This window comes from Oleiphilus sp. HI0132, from assembly GCF_001635845.1.
This window is the reverse complement of sequence record NZ_LWGJ01001353.1, coordinates 1-19,601: the sequence shown is the minus strand read 5'-3', so window position 1 is coordinate 19,601 and position 19,601 is coordinate 1. Positions and strand designations below refer to the sequence as shown.

Here is a 19,601-nt window from a genome sequence, read left to right as displayed (position 1 = left end):
ATGTGAAGAATAAAATACTGAAAATCATTAGGATTAAGTTAATAACGATTGCCTTTTCGGTATTATTTCTGGTTGCCTTGTACGTACTCGGGCTAAGAATAGCCAGTATATTTCTTGAAGACTACCGTCCTGATCTAGAGCGTTACCTATCTGAGTTAAGTGGTCAGCGTGTTGAAATTCGTCAATTGAACTCTGCTTGGCGTGGTCTTGACCCAACGCTCAATATTCACGGCCTTAGCGTCAACGGGCAGAGCTACGCTTATGTTGGGCGTATACGTATACAGGCTTCATTCCTCAACTCTCTTCTTAATCTCCAGCCTTCTATCAAGGAAATCATGATTGAGCATACTGAGCTTAGTATGCAACAGTTTGAGGATGGTGCCTGGTCCGTCGCTTCAACACCGGTAGATTTAAAAGAATTGTTACAGCAGCAAGAGAAGGCGACACCAACTGCCTTGCCAATAGATATAGAAGCTCTACTTGGGCAAGCGAAAATCTACCTTAACGATTTAAGCCTCTCCTTACATAACAATAAAGGCTTGGTTCAAACTCTTAGAATTCCCAACAGCTCCTTAACTTACCACGATGATAGTGTCTTCATTAGCGGCTCGATTCGAGAGTCTGACAGTGCTAGTTCCTTATTATCTTTTTCTCTGGAAGGTAAGGGCGTGTTAACTGAATCAAGAATGAAGACTAGCTTATATATCGAAGCACGCTCCGCTGAATTCTTTGGTAAATTGCTACAAGTTTATAGCTGGGAAAGTCTATCAATTGATGATATTTCCGCAAGCACGCGTGCATGGTTAGAATTCGAAGGGTTTAGTCTTACATCAATTCAAGGCAACCTTCAGCTAAATGAAATGAATTGGCGTGCGGGGGAACAATCCGTTCCGCCAATACGAAACCTGGCTTTCGATTACCATTGGCAAAAGAGCAATCAGGGTCAGAATATGTCTGTTTACGGCCTTAATTTCTCCTGGAAAGGGAGCTTGTGTCAAAGCGATGTTATTAATATTAACAGTGATGCATCGCAAACAAAGGTATCGATGTCAGAACTCGATATTTACTGTCTTGCTCAATTGGGGCTCGCGTCTGGGCTTTTGTCAGATAATCTTCATGATCGTCTTGAGATTAGTCAGCCAGAAGGGCAACTAAAAAACGCCTGGATCAATATCGAACATCAAAAAGACGCCTCATCATTTACCTTTGAAGCTGAGCTTGATCAGGTCTCTCTAGATGCTTATGAAGGAACACCCTCCGGGATGGGTATCAATGGATATGTATTTGCTGATAATCAGGGAGGCTTCGTAAACTTTTCAAGTCATGACTTTGAGCTGGGTTTCCCGGAATTATTTCTTGAGCCTTGGACGATGGCAAAGGCTGATGGTTACGTTGCGTGGGATATTCAAGAAGACGGCGTAGACGTTTATTCTGATGGCTTGCGCTTGGTGCAACAAGACGGAGGTTTGGTATATGGTGATTTTTCTATAAGGCTAAACGGAGAGGGCGATGAAGATTACTTGGATTTAGCCATTGCTCTTCAAGATCTTAGTGCTCCCAGCGCTCCGTCTTTTGTGCCTTACTATATTGTTGGTTCAGGTCTACATGATTGGTTAGTCGATGCCTTAAGGTCCGGTACCGTTGTTTCAGGAGTTTACCTGGGGCACGGATCAGTTGAAACTATTACTGCAGACAACAGCTTTACTTCTAGCATCGACCTGAATACTGAAAACCTGGTGCTCGACTTTGACAGGAATTGGCCGCCTGCTGAGCAACTAAACGCGAATATCTCACTTCAAAATGGTCAGTTGCTGGTTATTGCTCCTGAGGCCAAAATTGTCGACACAAAGCTAAATGAAGTTCGAGCTACAATGCTTGAGCCTGAAGGGGCAGCCAGCTCAATACTTAGAATAGAAAGCAGTACAAAGGCTACATCTGAAAACTTACAGTATTGGTTGGCTGAGTCACCAATCTCTGAACATACTGAAGCTGTTGCAGAGCAGTTAGTGTTCGAAGGTGACTTTGATGTTGACGTACTCTTGGATATACCCGTATCCGAAGGAGATGACGGCGCTGAGCTTGCTTATCTTATTCGCTCGACTTTAGAAGGGGTTAAGCTTCATCATCCCGATTCTGGAATCAGTTTTGACCGCGTGACAGGTGTCCTCGACGTTACAGAAGATAAGGGCGTAACAGCTAATGACGTAGAGGTTATTGCTTTCGGGAAGCCTGCATTGCTAAATATTTCTACTTCTTTTGATCCAGCTACATACGATTATCTGCTTACTGATCTTGAAAGTAATGAATTTAGAGACCTCTCACAAACGAATATAAGCCTGGCAGGTAATACCGATATCGAACAGGTTTTCGACTTTTTTGGCTATCAAACTACGGCGTTTTTGGGTGGAAGCTTCGATTACCTCGCTGAACTATACCTCCCAAATCATAAGGAGTCTGAGCCTTTTGTTGATATTCGAAGTAATTTAAAAGGCTTGACGCGCGACTGGCCTTGGCCCTTGGCGAAACATGTTGATCAACGAGAGGATTTCATTACTCGTCTAAAACTCAAACCTTCGCAGATGTTGGTATTGTCTAAACTGAACTTGGATAATAGTCAGGCGCTCAACACCGAATTATTGTTTGTGGATGGTAAATTTTCATTTGGAGAGGTTTCGATAAATAAGGCTAGTATGGAAGCGCCAGACTTAAGTGGCCTCAACATCGCGGCTAATCTCAATGAACTAGATGCAGATTCATGGATCGACTTTGTAGGCGATTTAATAGCCTTACCTTGGGAGCTGGATAGTGATAATAATACGGAAAGTATTCTTAAGAAAGTTCAGTTAGATGTTGCTTCTACAACTGCATTTGATCATAAGTTAAAACAAGCTCGTATAGAAATTTCTCAGCCAAGTGATGAGTGGCAAGTTGAGTTGAGAGGCGAGGATATCTCCGGAAAAATAGTTCTGCCGAATACTGATGGCTCTATCAAGGCAGATTTCAGCAAACTGGTATTAAGTAGCGATACACCAAGTTCAGACTTAAAGGAAGATAGTGCGCCAATTGACCCTAGAACGCTTAGTAATGTCGAATTCTCCGCGTCTAACTTGCAGTTAGATGGTCGAAAACTAGGTGCTTGGAGTGGTAATTTGCAGTCGTCGCCAACAGGAGCGATATTCTCAAATATAAAAGGCAGTGTTAAAGGTAGCCAGTTTTCCGGACGGCTTAATTGGCAGGTTTCAGAAGACAATTTACAGACCAGCATTCTGACAATGGATGGCAAAGGTAGGCATTTTGAAAATGTATTCAGATTGGCAGGTATTGATCCTCTTGTGAGTAGTGATGACTTTAGTTCAAAGCTTGCGCTTACCTGGCCTGGTGCACCTAAGGACTTTTCGCTAGGTAAACTATCAGGCTCTCTGTCACTGATACTCGAAGATGGATTTCTGCAAACTGACGATGAAAAAACAGGTGCTTTACGTCTGTTCGGCATCTTGAACGCTGAAGCGATAATGCGTCGTTTAAAGCTGGATTTCTCCGACCTGTATAAAAGTGGGGTCGGCTTCGACTCTTTTACGATGAACTCAAGTATAGATCAGGGCTTACTTACACTCTCTAAACCCTTGGTCATTGATGGGCCGGCAGGGAAGTACACCATAAACGGAAGTAGTGACTTAGCGAGTAAGGCGCTGGACCTGGACATGCTTATTGAGCTGCCTTTTTCGCAGAATGTGCCTTTGGCAGCTCTCGTTCTTGGTGCTCCTCAAATTGGAGGTTTAGTTTGGCTTGCAGACAAATTGCTTGGTGAACCCTTAAGTGCTTTAACTACTTCCCGATACGATATTACGGGTACGTGGCAAAAGCCTATAGTGGAATTAAAAGAGGCGGTAAACGCGAGCAAGAAAAAACGTAAGACGACTCAAACGCCTCAGCGAGTAACGCCACCAATAGAAGAGAGTGATGCGGGTGCAGAAAGCAATTTGGCACCGAATTAAAATACTACGACATCAATCAATTATATAAGGTAACGCCGTGGTTCGAGTTGCATGCATTCAAACGGTCAGTACTGATGAGCCAGAAGAAAATTTCAAGCTGGCGATGGAGGTACTCGAGCGTGAATTTTCTGGTTCTGATTGTGAGCTAGTTGTTTTCCCTGAAAACTTTCTTTATTTCGGCAGCGCACTAAATTCCCAGCTTCAGGAAAAGTTCGAAGGATATTTGGAAGCCTTTCGTCAATTTGCCAAAAATAATTCTATCAACCTGGTTTTGGGTAGTTTGCCGTTCCCCGCTTCGCTCTCACTTAGTTCACAAGGGAAGCAACGATATTTTAGTCGTAGTCTTCTGATTAATATCTCAGGTGAAGTACAGGCCTACTATGATAAGCAACATTTATTTGATGTTGAGGTCGGTGATGAGCATGGCGAGTATCGTGAGTCGGATACCTTTTGTCCCGGTGAAAGAACCGTAGTTGAAACGATAAGTTTCGAAGATGGTACTCAGGCCGGAATCGGATTTTCAATTTGCTATGATTTGCGCTTTCCAGAGATGTATCAGGACATGCGTAGGGCAAGGGCAAAAATATTACTTGTACCTTCTGCTTTTACCGAAAAAACCGGCCAAGCTCATTGGGAGTTATTGTTGCGTGCGCGAGCTATTGAAAACCAGTGCTTTGTTATTGCTGCAAATCAGGGTGGAGAGCATAGCCGTGGGCGTAAAACTTGGGGACAGAGTATGATCATCGACCCTTGGGGAAACATATTAAACCAGCTCGGCAAAGGAGCTGGTATTTGTAGTGCGAATTTGGATTTTAAAGGCTTGAATAAAATTCGCGCAGCGATGCCGCTATTTTCAAGTTAGCTGGCTTTACTCAATATCTTGAGTAATCGTTCGAATATATTGAAACAGCTTTTTACCCGCGCCAGTATTCTTTTGCTGGTCGTGATCTTTCTTAGCGTTGCGAACGAGCGCTCTCAGGTGTTGTACGTCTGTATCAGGGTTGTCGGAAATAAAATTACTAAGCACATCATTTCCACCGCTAATCAAACGGTCTCTCCAGGACTCCATTTGGTGAAGCTCTTGAGCATATCGTTGACTGCTGGAGTCAAACTGATCAATTGCGAACTGAATCGCTTCAGCGTCTTCTGCGCGCATTAGCTTACCAATGAATTGAAGGTGCCGCCTTTTCGCCTCATTTTGACGAATATTGTAGGACTCTTTTATTGCATGAGTCAGATCTTCACTCATTGGCACTTTTTTTAGCTGAGCTGGCTTTAGTTCAGTAAGTTTTCGGCCTAAAGCCTGGAGTGCTTCCATCTCGCGCTTGACCTGACTTTTACTTTTCTCAAATTCTAGATCATCTTCGTCGTGGTATTGGTCAAAATCGCTCATTACTTGGGTACCTGTATGGTATAACAAAAAAATATATTAATGGAGTCTTACTAGTTCGCGTAGGCAAAAGTTGCCAAGCCCAAGAATGACAAAAAGCCTACAACATCGGTAATTGTGGTAAGGATAACACTACCAGCTAGTGCAGGATCAATGCTTTTTGATTTTAGGTAAATAGGCAGGATTGTGCCAGCGATGGCGGCTACGACTAGATTAATGACCATTGCTGCAGCGATCACCAGGCCAATCGTTAGGTCGTTAAACCAAAGAATGGCGGCGACAGCGACCACAAAAGCCCAAAGTGTGCCGTTGATTATGGATACTAGAAACTCTCTGTTTAACAGCCATGACAGATTTGAATGGCTGATTTGGCCAACAGCAATAGCTCTAATAACCAGTGTTAATGTTTGGCTACCTGCGACGCCCCCCATGCTGGCGACGATAGGCATCAATACGGCGAGCGCTACGACTTGCTCGATGGTTTCTTTGAATACGCCAATCACTGTTGATGCGATGAAGGCAGTAATCAAGTTGATGCCAAGCCATATAGCTCTGCGCTTGCTTGTTTGCTTAACGGGGGCGAATGTATCTTCTTCTTCATCAAGACCTGCCATGCTCATTAGCGAATGGTCAGCATCTTCTCTGATGACATCAACCACGTCATCGATTGTAATTCTGCCCAGAAGGATGCCTTCCTTGTTAATAACCGGCGCAGAGACGAGATCTCTTCTTTCAAATAGATTAGCTACTTCGCTATCGGTCAGATTGACATCTATGGTAATGGTGTCAGTTTCCATTACTTCCCGAACCGTGGCAGTGGGATTAGAGACAAGTAATTTATTAAGTGGCAGAGTTCCGACTAGCTCATCTTTACGACTAACAACCAACAATTTGTCAGTCATTTCTGGTAAGGAACGGTGTCTTCTTAAGTAACGCAACACAACGTCAATAGTGATACCGGGGCGGATGGTGACGGTATCTGTATTCATTAAGCCGCCGGCAGTGTCCTCGTGATATGAGAGGACTTCCTCGACACGGGCACGGTCTTGCGTGTCCATTGACTCAAGGACTTCAGCTGATACATTGTCAGGTAGCTGCTGAAGTATGTCGGCGAGATCATCTGTATCGAGGTCTTCTGTGAAGTTTACGACTTCCTGAGCATTTAACTTGCTGAGGAAGTGCGCCTGTATGTCTTCAGAGAGATCTTGTAGGACTTCACCTTTTAAATCGTCATTCAGCAAGCGCCATATTAGTGCTCGCTCTCGCGGTGGAGAGGATTCAATTAGGTGTGCAATATCACTTGCGTTTAGCCCCTTGTTCACAACCCTTTCAATTTGCCGGATAGAGCCGCTTTCGATTACTTCATTTACACTATGAAGTTTCTCTTTAGCGCTTTTGTTTGAAAATTGGCTAGGCATGGAACACGTTGATCTCTAGTTAACTGCTAAGTGATAAAACAGATAAGCCTGGTGAAGTGATGATTACAATTAGACCTATATAGATAGCTTAAACGTTTGCTTAAGTATAGCGCATGAATTGACACTTCGACAGTCAGAATAATCCAATAAACAGAGCCTTAGTTTGCTTTTATAAAGTGAGTTCTAGTTTATTGGAGCTGATAAGAGTGGGGGGCTTGAAATTTAGTGAGCGCTTATTCGCCTTCTCCAAACCTATCATTGATCAAGTCTTTGATCGCTGTCATTGCTTCTTCCTGATCCGCACCTTCGCAGCTGATTTCAACAAAAGATCCGCAGCTTGCGGCGAGCATCATCACAGACATAATGCTTTTACCATCGACTTCTCGGCCATCCTTTGCGATTTTAATACTGCTTTCAAAGCGTGTTGCAGTACCGACAAATTTAGCGGCTGCACGGGCATGGAGACCAAGTTTGTTAATAATTTCGATTTGTTCTGAAAGCATGGATGTTCTACTAAGCTAATGAAAAGAGGGTAGTTTATTACGTTTTGTGAGGTGAAGGTAGCTCTTTGTGGCGAATTTGGACATTATCAAATTGCGACTTGAAGTGCGCACCAAGCTGTTCGCTAATATAGACCGATCTGTGATGGCCGCCGGTACAGCCGATCGCGATAGTCATGTAGCTACGGTTTGATGCTTTGAATTGAGGAAGCCATTTACTGAGAAAGTTAATGATATCTTCCTTCATTAGTATGGATTCGGGTTGGGCGTTCATGAAGTCTACGACGGGCTTATCTAATCCACTAAAAGTACGAAGGTTTGGGTCCCAGTATGGGTTTGGCAAACAGCGAACGTCGAATACGTAATCTGCATCGCTAGGAACACCATTTTTGAAACCAAATGATTGAAAGAGTATGGCGAGCTCTTGCTCTCGTTTGCCTGTCACTCTAAGTTTTATGAGGTCTCTTAACTCGTATAGGGTTAGTTTCGTAGTGTCGACAGTCAGGTCAGCTTTTAGTGCCAGCTGGTCGAGAAGCGTTCTTTCGGTTTCAATCGCTTCGGTGAGTGAGTGTGTTGTGCTGCTAAGTGGGTGTTTGCGTCGAGTATCGTGAAAGCGCTTTAGGAGCGTCTCACTTTGTGCGTCAAGAAAAATGATATCGACATCAATCTCCATCTGCTTTAGCTTCTCGTAAACTTGGGGGAATGCTTCTATTCCACCCTGCAGATTTCTAGCATCGATACTGATCGCAACGTTACTTAACCTTGTATCTTTACCTTGTAGTGATTGTTTACCAAGGTTTAGTAAAAGCCCAACCGGTAAATTATCAATGCAGTAATACCCCATGTCTTCAAGGACGTGAAGGGCCGTGCTTTTTCCGGAACCGGATCTGCCACTGACAATAACGAGCTTCATAAGAAGTTCCTAGCAATTTTGAGCTTCTAAGGTTTGTAGGTCTTAAGCAATTATTTTCTGATAAAGTTCAGTGCCTGTAGCAGATTCCCTTAAACTATCGCAAAAAGCAGTGTTGTTGAACTTCTCTGCAATTTGACTTAAAAGATCCAGGTGCTCGCTCGTCGCCTCGGAGGGGACAAGTAAAACGAAAAGAATATCAACGTCTTCGTTATCTATCGAGTCAAAAGGTATCTTTTTTTCAAGTGTAAATAGACAACCAATAACTTGTTTGCAGTTTTCCAGTCTGCTGTGGGGAATGGCAATTCCTTGCCCAACTCCCGTGCTTCCCAGTCGTTCACGAGAAATAAGGTTGTCAAATATTTCAGTTTCATCAAGATGAGGAAATTGTTTTGAGACCAGGTGTGCAGCCTGTTGAAGAACTTTTTTCTTGCTACCACCGGGCAAACCGCGTTGGGTTAGCTCCGGTGACAAGATGGCCTCGATAGTAATTTTATTTTCAGACATTTTTCGACTCTAAAGATCGCTAATAACTAGCGTGCTGCTGCGCCGTGTGCGCGGTCAACTTTCTTTTCCTTGTGCTTAAGAATTTGACGGTCTAGCTTATCAACTAGCTGGTCGATAGCGGCATACATGTCGTCGTTCTCGGCGTGGCCGTGGATATCTGCACCAGCGATATGTAGCGTTGATTCAGCAATATGTGCTTGTTTCGATACAGAAAGGGTTACCTGTACGTTGCTAATGCCGCCAATATGGCGCTCTAGCTTTTGCAATTTGGTTTTCACATATTCTTTAAGTGCATCAGTTAAATCTACATGATGGCCAGTGATATTTAATTGCATAGTATTCTCCTATCATCGTTATTTTTAGCGAGAGTTGAATATTGACTCACTTTTCGCTTATCAAATCAACTTGCTGCAGGCAGCAAGTTATCAAATATTGTATTAAACCAATCTTTTTCTTTCGTTCGATGGGGGGATCGACATCGCTTCGCGGTATTTTGCGATAGTGCGGCGGGCGACGTTAATTCCTTGCTCTTTCAACAAGTCGGCAATCTTGCTATCGCTAAGAGGTTTTTTAGGGTTTTCTGCTGATATTAACTTCTTAATAATTGCGCGAATCGCTGTTGACGAGCACTCTCCGCCAGTAGTTGTGCTGACGTGGCTTGAGAAAAAGTATTTGAGTTCAAATATGCCTCGTGGCGTATGCATGTACTTTTGTGTTGTCACACGAGATATGGTGGACTCATGCATTTCTACCGCTTCAGCAATATCATGTAAAATCAGCGGCTTCATCGCTTCATCACCATAGTCAAGGAAGCCTTGTTGGTGAGCTACTATCTTACTTGCCACTTTTAGAAGCGTCTCGTTACGACTTTGTAGGCTTTTAATAAACCACTTTGCTTCTTGAAGTTGATCCTTCATAAAGGTGTTGTCGTTACTGGAGTCAGCTCTCTTTATAAACGAAGCATAATTTGCATTGACCCTTATTTTTGGCGCAATCTCTGGGTTGAGCTCAACTTTCCAGCGTCCTTTTTCTTTCTTTACGACGACATCTGGCACAATGTACTCAGGCTCGGAAGAAGCAATGGATTCACCTGGTTTAGGGTTCAAAGACTGAATTAGAGAGATAACCTCTTTCAGTTCATGCTCTTTAAGGCGGCTGCGTCGCATTAGTTGAGCGTAGTCTCTTGATCCTAATAAGTTCAGGTAGTGGCTGATTACAAGCTTTGCTTGTGGTAGCCAGGGCGTATCTTTTGGTAGCTGGCGTAACTGTAGCAGCAAACAGTCGGGCAGGTCTTTGGCAAATACCCCAGGTGGATCAAAGTGCTGCACGCGTTTTAAGACGGCTTCAACTTCATCTAATTCAACCGGGTCTTCGTCATCTGAGTTGTGCAGCCCCTCGTGTATCTCTTCAACGGTATTCGTTAGGTAGCCGTCTGTATCTGTTGCGTCGATTAATGACATCGCAATGTATCGGTCGCGATCAGACATGGGGGTAAGGTTAAGTTGCCAATCTAGATGATCTGCAAGAGACTCGGTAGCAGCGTTTCTTTGTTCGAAGGCATTGTTGTCATCTTCGGGAACGGGACCACTGGGCGCATTGTTTGTATATATGTCATCCCAAGCCGTATCAACAGGCAGATCTTCCGGTATAGTATCTGACCACTCTTCACTAGGCGTGTCGGCTTCATTACTAGCAGGTGCTTCGCTCGAACTGGTGTCTGTACTACTGCTTTGTTGGTTGTCCTGAGAGGCGTACTCGTTGCCATCATTTTGATGACTTTCATTCTGATTTTCTTGTTTATCACTTGTATTTCCAGGCTCGTTGTTATCGTCCTGGAGTTCGAGCATAGGATTAGATTCCAATGCTTCTTGTATTTCGTTTTGAAGGTCAAGAGTCGACAATTGTAGCAAGCGGATTGCTTGCTGCAATTGAGGTGTCATTGTCAGTTGTTGACCGAGCTTTAATTGGAGAGAAACCTTCATGTTCATGAGGATGTCACCAACTTAAGACTTAAATTTTGAATCATGTATTGTCGCTTATTATATTTTGCGGAAATGGTCGCTGTGAATAAACGTATTTATATTTACTTCATTTACACAAGTGTAGTGCGAAGATAGCAAAGTGTGAAACAAATAAAAGTATATTTACGTTACCAGCCTACAAATAATTGTTTTAGATCAAGTTATCGTCTTGTTGACGTGAAAATTGCATGCTACTCATTTCTAAGCTGAAAGTCATGCTTAATTGTTTGTATATGCTGTTCGAATCGAATGCTATGAACTAGCCACTGGCTTATAATTTGAATTGATTGCCCAAGTAGACTTGTTTGACCTTTTCATTATTCAGAATGTCTTCAGCACTTCCTGAAGCAATGATATGGCCATCACCAACAATATAGGCTTTTTCACAAATATCCAGCGTTTCTCTAACGTTGTGATCGGTTATGAGTACGCCGATATTTTTACTTTTAAGGTGAGAGACGATTGACTTGATGTCGTTGACCGATATTGGGTCGACACCTGCGAAGGGCTCATCGAGTAGAATGAAGTCAGGCTCCATTGCTAAAGCTCTGGCTATTTCCACTCGCCTACGTTCACCGCCTGACAAGGCCATGCCAAGACTATCTTTGATGTGAGTGATGTGAAACTCTTCGAGTAAGGCTTCCATTCTTTGTCGCCTTTCGCTGCGAGAAAGATCTTTTCTAATCTCTAGTACCGCCAGGATATTGTCTCGAACACTTAACTTTCTAAATATTGAAGCTTCCTGGGGCAGGTAGCCGACACCGTTTCGTGCCCTATCATGCATAGCCATGGATGATAGGTCGGTATCATTAACTGATATCTTGCCTTTATCATGCTTAACCAGGCCTACAATCATATAGAAACAAGTGGTTTTACCAGCACCGTTAGGGCCGAGCAGCCCGATCACTTCACCGCTGTTGATAGTCAGGGAAACATCTTTAACTATTTGGCGTTTATCATAGGCCTTGGCTAGGTTTTCTGCTTTTAAAGTTTTCATTGTTGCTCAGGTCTATTGCTTTTGCTCGGCACCGGACTCGGCATTTGGAGCAGGTTCGAGTGGCAGTTTGTTTTCGTTTTCTGGAGAACCTTTTATTAGTGGCACTTCAGTATTTTCCGATGCGGTCTCGGCATTAGGGTAGTAATGAATTTTAACTCGAGACCCTTGGGTCTGATCTCCCTTGGCGCGTATAGCTCTTCGTACAATGTCGTACTCTATTTCTTCACCTGAAAAGGAGTTGTCTTGTTGTACTAACTTAGCTTGGCCGGAAAAACGTAACAAGTTGTCTTTTGCAATATAAGTAATAGAGCTGCCATAGCCATGAGTGTTCGGGCTATCGGCGCTTACTTGTTGTACAAAGTGTGCTGGCTGGCCAGAGGCCTGGATGGTTGTAATGCTGCGATTTGTCGCCTTTACAGAAATATTATCTGCTTCTAGGCGAGATAAACCTTGGGAGATTATGACATTGCCGGTATAGGTTGACGTGCCATTCTGGTCGTCAAGGCTAGCCTGGTCTGACTCTATGGATATTGGAAGTTTACTGCTCGGGTCGATTGCAAAACAAAAAGCAGGCAAAAGGGTTAACAGGGTGGCACGGAGCAAGCTATTTATTGAAGGCATACTGTCCTCTGACATTGCTAAGGAGTTCAATGCGTTTTTCATTAAGCCAGCCGTTTAAGCCGGTTGCTTGAATGACGCTTTGATCTTTCCTAATGGTAACGGCTTGGTTTGATGAGATAAAGGCCTGTTTTCGGTCTATCGATATTTGATCGCTTTCAATGCTCCATGTTTTATCGCTGGGGATAATCTGCTCGATGATGACATTTCCGGAAAGCATTAGTGTATCGCTGTCTGGCTGGATTTCACCATTGTTGGCACTAAGTTGAATTATTTCTCCCTGTTCATTTGAGAGTGTCGCCTCAATGTGCTCGATATCGATTTGGTCAGATTGTGCGTAAAATAATGCGCTTTTACTTTGTAAGTTGGTTGAGAAGCCTTTGTCATCATATAGCGTAAATCTTGCGCCTTCGACGAATGCAGCGGGCCTGTCTGTACCTGCTTCTGATGCGCTTTTTTGGGTATCTTTTATCTTTTCTTCAGAAAATAAAATTAGACCCAGTGCAAGGCAGGCTAGGGCAATGATTAAAGGTCTGTAATGGCTCGGGTTAAGCATAAATAGCCTGTTTTGAGTCTAAGATAAATAGCTCTGGTGGTACGCTTCCAGAAGTCCTTTAGCTTCCAGGATAAGGTCAGAAACTTCACGGACAGCACCTTGGCCGCCAGGGGTTTGAGTGCAATGTGCTGCATGCTTTTTAATAAGGCTATGCGCATTGGGAACTGTGATGCCTAGCTGCACGCTGGTGATTGCAGATAAGTCAGGTAAGTCATCGCCCACGTAACATATTTGGTCAAAGGAAATACCGAGTTCTTCGCTAATTTCACCTAGGGCAATTTTTTTGTCTTCTCTTCCTTGAAGGATGTTTTTAATGCCAAGGTCTTTTGCGCGCCTCGCCGTTAGTGCTGAGGTTCGACCTGTGATAATAGCGACTTCGATATCATGCTTCATTAGTGCTTTAATTCCTTGGCCATCAAGAATATTAAAGGCTTTTAGTTCGTCTCCTTGTGCAGAGAAATAAACACTGCCGCTAGTCATGACGCCGTCAACATCGAGTGCGACGAGTTTAATACTGGCTGCTTTATCTGCAATGTTTTTTGGAAGTGCGTTAAAAGTCATGTTGGTGGCCCTAAAGTCTTAGTTGTGAAGTTGAAGGTGTTGTAACTAGGCAAGTACAGTTTGTTCGTACAATACATAAAGGTAGCCACCATAGATAGCAAGTAATAGCGTGCCGGCTACCGGTCCAAGGCTGTTCTTCTTGGTTGCGTGCTTGATATAAACCATGGCAGCGAGCCCGAAGGTCAGGGCAAACATGAGAGCGTAGTCTCGGAATAGTGTCTCTTCACTAATCGGGATGCCACCCTGTGAGATTGGGTGAAGAAATGCAGGAATTGCTAGCACTGCTAATAGATTAAACAAGTTTGAGCCGATAATGTTTCCCAAGGCAAGGTCGTGATGGCCTTTAAGGGCGCTTGCAATGGAGGCTGCAAGTTCGGGTAGGCTGGTTCCAATGGCAACAATCGTTAAGCCGATGATGATTTTGCTCACGCCGAGCTCGGTAGCGATGCCAACTGCCCCCCAAACCAAAAGCTTTGAACTGGCGAGCAATAGAGCAATACTTATAGCTAGAAGAATGTAGGCTTTTTTTGCAGAGATGGATCTGCTGTCTTCTATTTCATCGATTTCTCCCGCGGGTGCGTTTTGAAGTTTGGCGAGAGCAATGAGTGAAATAAACAAAATTATAGATAGTGCAACACCGTCGAGTGCATCCAGCATGCCGTCACTGAGTAATAGGGTGGCCAAGAAAGTCGCGACCATGAGTACCGGGAACTCAACCTTCAGAATTGCCTTTTTAAGGGGGATGGCCGAGACCAGTGCTGTTGCGCCAAGTACTAGGGCAATGTTTGCGATATTCGAACCGATCGCATTTCCTACCGCAAGGTGACTTGCATTGTCTAGTGCTGCAGTACCTGAAACAATTAATTCGGGAGCTGAGGTGCCGAAGGCAACAACTGTTAAGCCGATCATCATCGGTGTCATGCCAAGGTTGAGCGCTGTAGCGACGGCGCCACTGACGAATCGGTCAGCACTCCAAATAAGAACAATAAGCCCGAGGATAATTGCTAAAGAAAATAGAAGCATAGGTTAGTATCTAATCAATGTTTTTTCTAGGGGTGTAATGAAGGGCCTTAGTATACCTATTAGTGAAGATATCGCCAGGTATTGCAAGCAAGTGATTATGTCCAATTTGTAATTGCAAAGCAATTTGATGAAGATGAGAATTAAGTACAAATAAATTGCTAAATTTCCTTGGCTCTATGAGGCAGCTTTGTTTAAATAGCCAAGCAATGCGTCAGTCGGTGGCGAATTTACTAGGTTTAGGGATAATCTATCTTGGATTCATATATAACAATTAATAATCTCCATTTTGTCAGAGGGCATCGAAGTATTTTCAATGGTGCGACCTTGCATATCCCTCGTGGAAAAGTTACCGCAATAATGGGGCCTAGTGGAACCGGAAAGACTACTCTGCTGAGATTGATCGGTGGTCAGTTACGGCCTGTAAGTGGTGAGATACTGGTTGACGGAGTCGATGTTAGCAAGCTTAAGCGTAAAGATTTGTTTGAAGCTCGTCAGAAAATGGGAATGCTCTTTCAAAGTGGAGCGCTATTCTCCGATCTGAGTGTTTATGAGAATGTTGCTTTCCCTCTTCGCGAACATACTAATCTGCCTGAGGATATCATTCGAGATATTGTCTTGATGAAGCTCCATGCCGTGGGCTTGCGAGGCACAAGAGAGATGATGCCCTCTGAGTTGTCGGGCGGGATGACGCGGCGAGTTGCCCTGGCAAGAACCATTGCTTTGGACCCCGAATTAATTTTGTATGATGAACCTTTTGCAGGTCAGGACCCTATTGCGATGGGAGTGCTGGTTCAATTGATTCGCTTGCTTAATGATGCATTAGGCTTAACGAGCGTGCTGGTTTCGCATGATATTACAGAGTCCCTAAGCATCTGTGATCATGCTGTAATCTTGGCTGACGGTGTTGTCATTGGTGAAGGTTCTCCAGAGGAGCTAAAAACCTCAGGCTCTCCGCTGGTAAAGCAGTTTCTTAACGGTTTGCCTGATGGCCCTGTTCCTTTTCATTACCCGGCTACAGATTTTCGTAGCGAATTGTTAGGGTAGCCCATAGTTCCTTCAAGTGTGAGATTAGCTTAGTGATTGATTTTTTTGTTCAATATGGACGTAAGGGAATAGATTTTTGGGCGGCGATGGGGCGTTCGGGGATTTTCTTGCTCCGTGCTATTTTCGGTTTAACGCCAAACCTCAAAGGCTTTCGCCTTCTGGTCAAACAGTTATATCACGTCGGAGTGTTGTCGCTTGTTATTATTATTGTATCCGGCTTGTTTATCGGTATGGTGCTTGCTTTACAGGGCTACAGCATTCTCGTCGATTATGGTTCAGAACAAGCTGTTGGGCAGATGGTTGCCTTAACACTGGTTAGAGAGCTGGGGCCGGTGGTGACAGCGTTACTGTTCGCTGGCCGCGCAGGTTCAGCTTTAACGGCAGAAATTGGCCTGATGAAGGCTACCGAGCAGCTCAGTAGTATGGAAATGATGGGTGTTGACCCCTTAAAGCGCGTTATTGCACCTCGCTTGTGGGCTGGTTTTATCTCGATGCCGCTTCTGGCTGCAATCTTTAGTATGGTTGGTGTTTTTGGCGGTTTGCTCGTTGGCGTAGACTGGTTGGGTGTTTACGAGGGGTCGTTTTGGGCTAATATGCAGGGCTCGGTAGAGTTTCGTGAAGATATTGTAAATGGCATTATCAAGAGTGTTGTGTTTGGATTGGTCTGTACATGGATAGCAGTGTTCCAAGGATACGATAGTATTCCTACATCAGAAGGGATTAGTATAGCTACCACTAAAACCGTCGTATATTCATCGCTAGCGGTGCTTGGCTTGGACTTCCTACTAACAGCGGTAATGTTTAGCTCTTTCTAAACAATTATTTAAAATAAACTAAACTTTTTAGGGAAAATGACGTCATATGTATGAGAGAACAATAGAAGCGGCTGTAGGGGTATTTATGATAGCCGGATTCGCTGCCTTGGCGTTTTTGGCAATACAAGTGAGTGGTTTAACAAGCGATTCGGCGCGTGATACCTACAAAATATATGCCCAATTTGACGACCTAGGCGGTCTCGCTGTTAGAGGACGGGTGTCATTATCTGGTGTAACGGTTGGAAAGGTTAGCGGGATCAGTCTTGATGAGCAGTCTTACACAGCGCTGGTAGAGATGGAAATATATTCATCTGTTGATCAGCTGTCAGCAGATAGTGTCGCATCGATTCAGACGGCCGGTTTACTGGGAGAGAAGTATGTTGATCTCAGTGTTGGTGGGGAAGAAGAGCTATTGAAAGACGGCGATACCATTTTTGATACGCAGTCTGCGATGAATTTAGAGAAAATTATTGGTGCGTTCGCCTCGGGCCAGATAGATCTCTAATTAATGGTGTAATGACTAGTTTTGGGTAGTTCCTAATCTGGTTCACTTTTATTTGATAAGAATTTAACGTTATGAATAAAGCATTTAAGTTGGTTACTCTTTGGCTGGTTTTGGCGCTTGGTATTGCAGCAGCTCAAGTATCTTACGCAGCGACCACGACCGCAAGTCAGGGTCTGGAGTCTGAAGAAATCAGGCTGACTGTTGAGAAAAATGTTACTGAAGTGTTGGAATTATTTAAGGTAGAAAGGGAATACTACGAAACTGATCCAGAGCGCTTTTTAGCGAGTATGGATGGTGCACTAAATAAAATAGTGGACTTTCGTCGTATCGCTGCACGTGTCATGGGAAAGTATGGCCGCAGGGCTTCTAAGGAACAAAAAAATCGATTTGTTTCGGTTTTTAAAGATAGTTTGTATACGACCTATACCAAAACATTGGTGGAAAGTGGTGTCTTTGATATCAAAGTAACAAAAGCCAAGCTTAATAGCCGTAGTGATAAGAAAGCTGTGGTTGATATGCAAGTGATAACAGATAATGGCACTGTGCTGCCGGTTGCTTATTCGATGTATTTAAATAAAGAAAATCAGTGGCTGATGGAAAACGTAATTGTTTTCGGTGTCAACGTTGGTTTGGCCTTCAGGGATCGTTTTGCTCTTCAATATAGGAAAAGCAAAGGCGACCTCGACTTAGTTATTGATGGGTGGAGTGTCGACCTAGATATTAAGAAACCTGACGGTACTGATATTATCATTACTAAGCCAGAAACGGCTTCTGTAGCCGAGGGTGCCTAAGGTGATATCTATTTCACGCAAGGAAGGTAGTCAGGGCGATATGCTTGAAGCATCACTTGCTGGTTCGTTATCAGAGCGTGAGGCTCGTGAGGCAAAATCATTGCTTCTGAGCTTTGTTCAGGAGTCTTCCTCGGAACACAAGTCTGTTAAAATTGATGTATCTGGCGTAGAGAGTGTCAGTAGTATTGTCGTGGCCATTCTGCTGAGTGGTTTACGTGCCGCTAACAAGCACTCTTGCGTATTATCTTATGTCAATCTTCCTGAATATTTGTTTAATATGGCGCGCGTTGGTGGTGTTGAATCGATCTTGGCGGGCGCTGAATAGCTCTCTGGTGGATCTGCTTAGCCTTTTGCTCTCTAATTAGTGTCTAGAGCTTGGTCTTTTATTAAGGCTATATTGCTCGTTATTCTTGCATGCTTTGTAATAAAGCGGCTTTAGTCCCTTCTGCGATTCCTGTATGATACCGCCTTTTTACGCATGCCTTTTTGTCATGTGTAGCGATATTATTATTTTTCAATCATTAATTAACTGGGTAGTGGGCGAGTATGCAAGCATCAGAAGTTGAAAAGCTAATTCTTGATCAAATGGACGATGTCGAAGTAAGGGTAGAGTCTGACGGTTATCACTACCAGGTTACAGCGATAGGCGAGGTCTTCGCTGGCCTAAGCCCCGTAAAAAAACAGCAGCTAATCTACGCATGCCTTAATAAATATATAATTGATGGGACGATACACGCGGTCATCATCAAAACCTATACTCCCCAAGAGTGGGCTGAAAAAGCTTAGTCTTTTGTTTAGGCATATCTCAGTAGACAAATTTAACAAATACATAGAAGGATGCTTATCGTGGATAAGTTATTAATTGGTGGTGGTGTAAAGCTTGACGGTGATATTCGTATCTCTGGCGCTAAGAATGCAGCTTTGCCCATTCTGGCTGCAGCTTTGTTGGCTGATGAACCCGTTACTGTTGGCAATCTTCCTCATTTACACGACGTCACGACGATGATTGAGTTGATGGGACGCATGGGGGTTGAGTTGACGATCGACGAAAAAATGAGTGTCGAGATAAATGCGTCAACTATTAAAGAACTAACTGCTCCTTATGAGCTGGTTAAAACCATGCGAGCGTCTATTTTGGTACTTGGACCTTTGCTTGCTCATTTCGGTCGGGCGGAAGTATCTTTGCCTGGAGGTTGTGCGATAGGAAGTCGACCAGTGGACTTGCACCTGCGCGGTCTCGAAGCAATGGGGGCCGATATACAGGTCGAAGATGGCTATATTAGAGCTTCTAGCAATGGTCGGCTTAAAGGTGCAAACATCTTTCTTGATACGGTAACTGTAACGGGTACTGAAAACCTGATGATGGCTGCCGCTTTGGCTGAGGGTAAAACCATCCTGAATAACGCTGCACGAGAACCTGAAGTCGTTGACTTGGGTGAGTGTCTGAATGCGATGGGAGCTGATGTTAAAGGTCACGGTACCGCAACGATTGAAATTAATGGCGTTGCATCCTTAAAAGGTTGTCATTATGACGTGCTGCCAGATCGTATTGAAACAGGTACTTACCTTTGTGCTGCCGCTGCGACCTGTGGCCGCGTAAAGCTTAAAGACACACGTGCTGATTTGTTGGAAGCAGTTCTGGTCAAGCTTAAGGAAGCCGGGGCACACATTACCACAGGGAAAGACTGGATTGAGCTGGATATGAAGGGTAAGCGCCCTAAAGCTGTATCAGTGAAAACTGCACCTTATCCCGGGTTTCCAACTGATATGCAGGCACAGTTTGCATCGATGAATTGCGTAGCAGAAGGCACAGGTTCAATTACAGAAACAGTATTTGAAAACCGTTTTATGCATATTCACGAGTTAATGCGCATGGGGGCTGACGTTAAGCTCGAAGGCAACACTGCGATCATTACCGGGGTTGAGCAATTACATGCTGCGCCTATTATG

General features: G+C 43.9%; 21 protein-coding genes. 9 read left to right on the top strand and 12 right to left on the bottom strand.

The window, feature by feature from the left end:
- The first annotated feature begins 2 nt into the window (after positions 1-2).
- Together A3766_RS20740 and A3766_RS20735 are read left to right on the top strand one after the other, a co-directional pair.
- The gene (locus A3766_RS20740; RefSeq protein ID WP_068507585.1) at positions 3-3,995 is read left to right on the top strand and encodes a YhdP family protein; all 3,993 of its coding nucleotides are present in this window, start codon (positions 3-5) and stop codon (positions 3,993-3,995) included.
- Between the two features lie 37 nt (positions 3,996-4,032).
- Entirely contained in the window at positions 4,033-4,857 is an 825-nt protein-coding gene (locus tag A3766_RS20735; RefSeq protein ID WP_068510930.1) for a carbon-nitrogen hydrolase family protein, read from the top strand.
- Between the two features lie 6 nt (positions 4,858-4,863).
- Here A3766_RS20735 and yjgA read toward each other — a convergent pair whose 3' ends face one another.
- From yjgA to A3766_RS20675, 12 genes are all read right to left on the bottom strand, one after another.
- On the bottom strand, positions 4,864-5,388 hold the full coding sequence (gene yjgA / locus A3766_RS20730; RefSeq protein ID WP_068508115.1) for a ribosome biogenesis factor YjgA: 525 nt from the start codon (positions 5,386-5,388) through the stop codon (positions 4,864-4,866).
- Between the two features lie 50 nt (positions 5,389-5,438).
- Positions 5,439-6,803, bottom strand: a complete 1,365-nt coding sequence (mgtE, locus tag A3766_RS20725; RefSeq protein ID WP_068553992.1) for a magnesium transporter — start codon at positions 6,801-6,803, stop codon at positions 5,439-5,441.
- A 233-nt stretch (positions 6,804-7,036) separates the two neighbouring features.
- Positions 7,037-7,306: an HPr family phosphocarrier protein gene (locus A3766_RS20720; protein ID WP_068509651.1), complete on the bottom strand. Its 270-nt coding sequence runs from the start codon at positions 7,304-7,306 to the stop codon at positions 7,037-7,039.
- Positions 7,307-7,343: 37 nt separating this feature from the next.
- Complete coding sequence (gene rapZ / locus A3766_RS20715; RefSeq protein ID WP_068510397.1) at positions 7,344-8,216, bottom strand: RNase adapter RapZ; 873 nt, start codon at positions 8,214-8,216, stop codon at positions 7,344-7,346.
- A 42-nt stretch (positions 8,217-8,258) separates the two neighbouring features.
- Positions 8,259-8,720, bottom strand: a complete 462-nt coding sequence (gene ptsN, locus A3766_RS20710; protein ID WP_068510396.1) for a PTS IIA-like nitrogen regulatory protein PtsN — start codon at positions 8,718-8,720, stop codon at positions 8,259-8,261.
- Positions 8,721-8,746: 26 nt separating this feature from the next.
- Positions 8,747-9,055, bottom strand: a complete 309-nt coding sequence (gene hpf / locus A3766_RS20705; RefSeq protein ID WP_068510392.1) for a ribosome hibernation-promoting factor, HPF/YfiA family — start codon at positions 9,053-9,055, stop codon at positions 8,747-8,749.
- Between the two features lie 102 nt (positions 9,056-9,157).
- Positions 9,158-10,702, bottom strand: a complete 1,545-nt coding sequence (locus A3766_RS20700; protein ID WP_068511168.1) for an RNA polymerase factor sigma-54 — start codon at positions 10,700-10,702, stop codon at positions 9,158-9,160.
- Between the two features lie 310 nt (positions 10,703-11,012).
- Positions 11,013-11,738: an LPS export ABC transporter ATP-binding protein gene (lptB, locus tag A3766_RS20695; RefSeq protein WP_068511164.1), complete on the bottom strand. Its 726-nt coding sequence runs from the start codon at positions 11,736-11,738 to the stop codon at positions 11,013-11,015.
- A 12-nt stretch (positions 11,739-11,750) separates the two neighbouring features.
- Positions 11,751-12,359, bottom strand: coding sequence for a lipopolysaccharide transport periplasmic protein LptA (gene lptA / locus A3766_RS20690; RefSeq protein ID WP_068511162.1), 609 nt, complete (start codon positions 12,357-12,359; stop codon positions 11,751-11,753).
- A complete protein-coding gene (gene lptC / locus A3766_RS20685) occupies positions 12,343-12,912 on the bottom strand; it encodes an LPS export ABC transporter periplasmic protein LptC (RefSeq protein ID WP_068511160.1) in 570 nt (189 codons plus the stop codon). Before lptC ends, lptA begins: the two co-directional genes overlap by 17 nt.
- 18 nt (positions 12,913-12,930) lie before the next feature.
- Positions 12,931-13,473 (bottom strand): HAD family hydrolase, encoded by a 543-nt coding sequence (locus A3766_RS20680; protein WP_068511157.1) that lies wholly within the window; start codon positions 13,471-13,473, stop codon positions 12,931-12,933.
- Between the two features lie 45 nt (positions 13,474-13,518).
- The gene (locus A3766_RS20675) at positions 13,519-14,496 is read right to left on the bottom strand and encodes a calcium/sodium antiporter (RefSeq protein ID WP_068511153.1); all 978 of its coding nucleotides are present in this window, start codon (positions 14,494-14,496) and stop codon (positions 13,519-13,521) included.
- A 249-nt stretch (positions 14,497-14,745) separates the two neighbouring features.
- Here A3766_RS20675 and A3766_RS20670 point away from each other — a divergent pair, with 249 nt between their 5' ends.
- The 7 genes from A3766_RS20670 to murA form a co-directional block, all read left to right on the top strand.
- Positions 14,746-15,540: an ABC transporter ATP-binding protein gene (locus A3766_RS20670; RefSeq protein WP_197475971.1), complete on the top strand. Its 795-nt coding sequence runs from the start codon at positions 14,746-14,748 to the stop codon at positions 15,538-15,540.
- 32 nt (positions 15,541-15,572) lie between these two features.
- A complete protein-coding gene (gene mlaE, locus A3766_RS20665) occupies positions 15,573-16,355 on the top strand; it encodes a lipid asymmetry maintenance ABC transporter permease subunit MlaE (protein WP_068511149.1) in 783 nt (260 codons plus the stop codon).
- 46 nt (positions 16,356-16,401) lie between these two features.
- The gene (gene mlaD, locus A3766_RS20660; protein ID WP_068509377.1) at positions 16,402-16,860 is read left to right on the top strand and encodes an outer membrane lipid asymmetry maintenance protein MlaD; all 459 of its coding nucleotides are present in this window, start codon (positions 16,402-16,404) and stop codon (positions 16,858-16,860) included.
- A 71-nt stretch (positions 16,861-16,931) separates the two neighbouring features.
- The gene (locus A3766_RS20655; protein ID WP_068511147.1) at positions 16,932-17,651 is read left to right on the top strand and encodes a phospholipid-binding protein MlaC; all 720 of its coding nucleotides are present in this window, start codon (positions 16,932-16,934) and stop codon (positions 17,649-17,651) included.
- A 1-nt stretch (position 17,652) separates the two neighbouring features.
- Positions 17,653-17,976, top strand: a complete 324-nt coding sequence (locus A3766_RS20650; protein WP_068511145.1) for a lipid asymmetry maintenance protein MlaB — start codon at positions 17,653-17,655, stop codon at positions 17,974-17,976.
- Between the two features lie 221 nt (positions 17,977-18,197).
- A complete protein-coding gene (locus A3766_RS20645) occupies positions 18,198-18,437 on the top strand; it encodes a BolA family protein (RefSeq protein WP_068511143.1) in 240 nt (79 codons plus the stop codon).
- A 60-nt stretch (positions 18,438-18,497) separates the two neighbouring features.
- A partial coding sequence (gene murA / locus A3766_RS20640; protein WP_068642917.1) for a UDP-N-acetylglucosamine 1-carboxyvinyltransferase occupies positions 18,498-19,601 on the top strand: 1,104 nt, incomplete at its 3' end.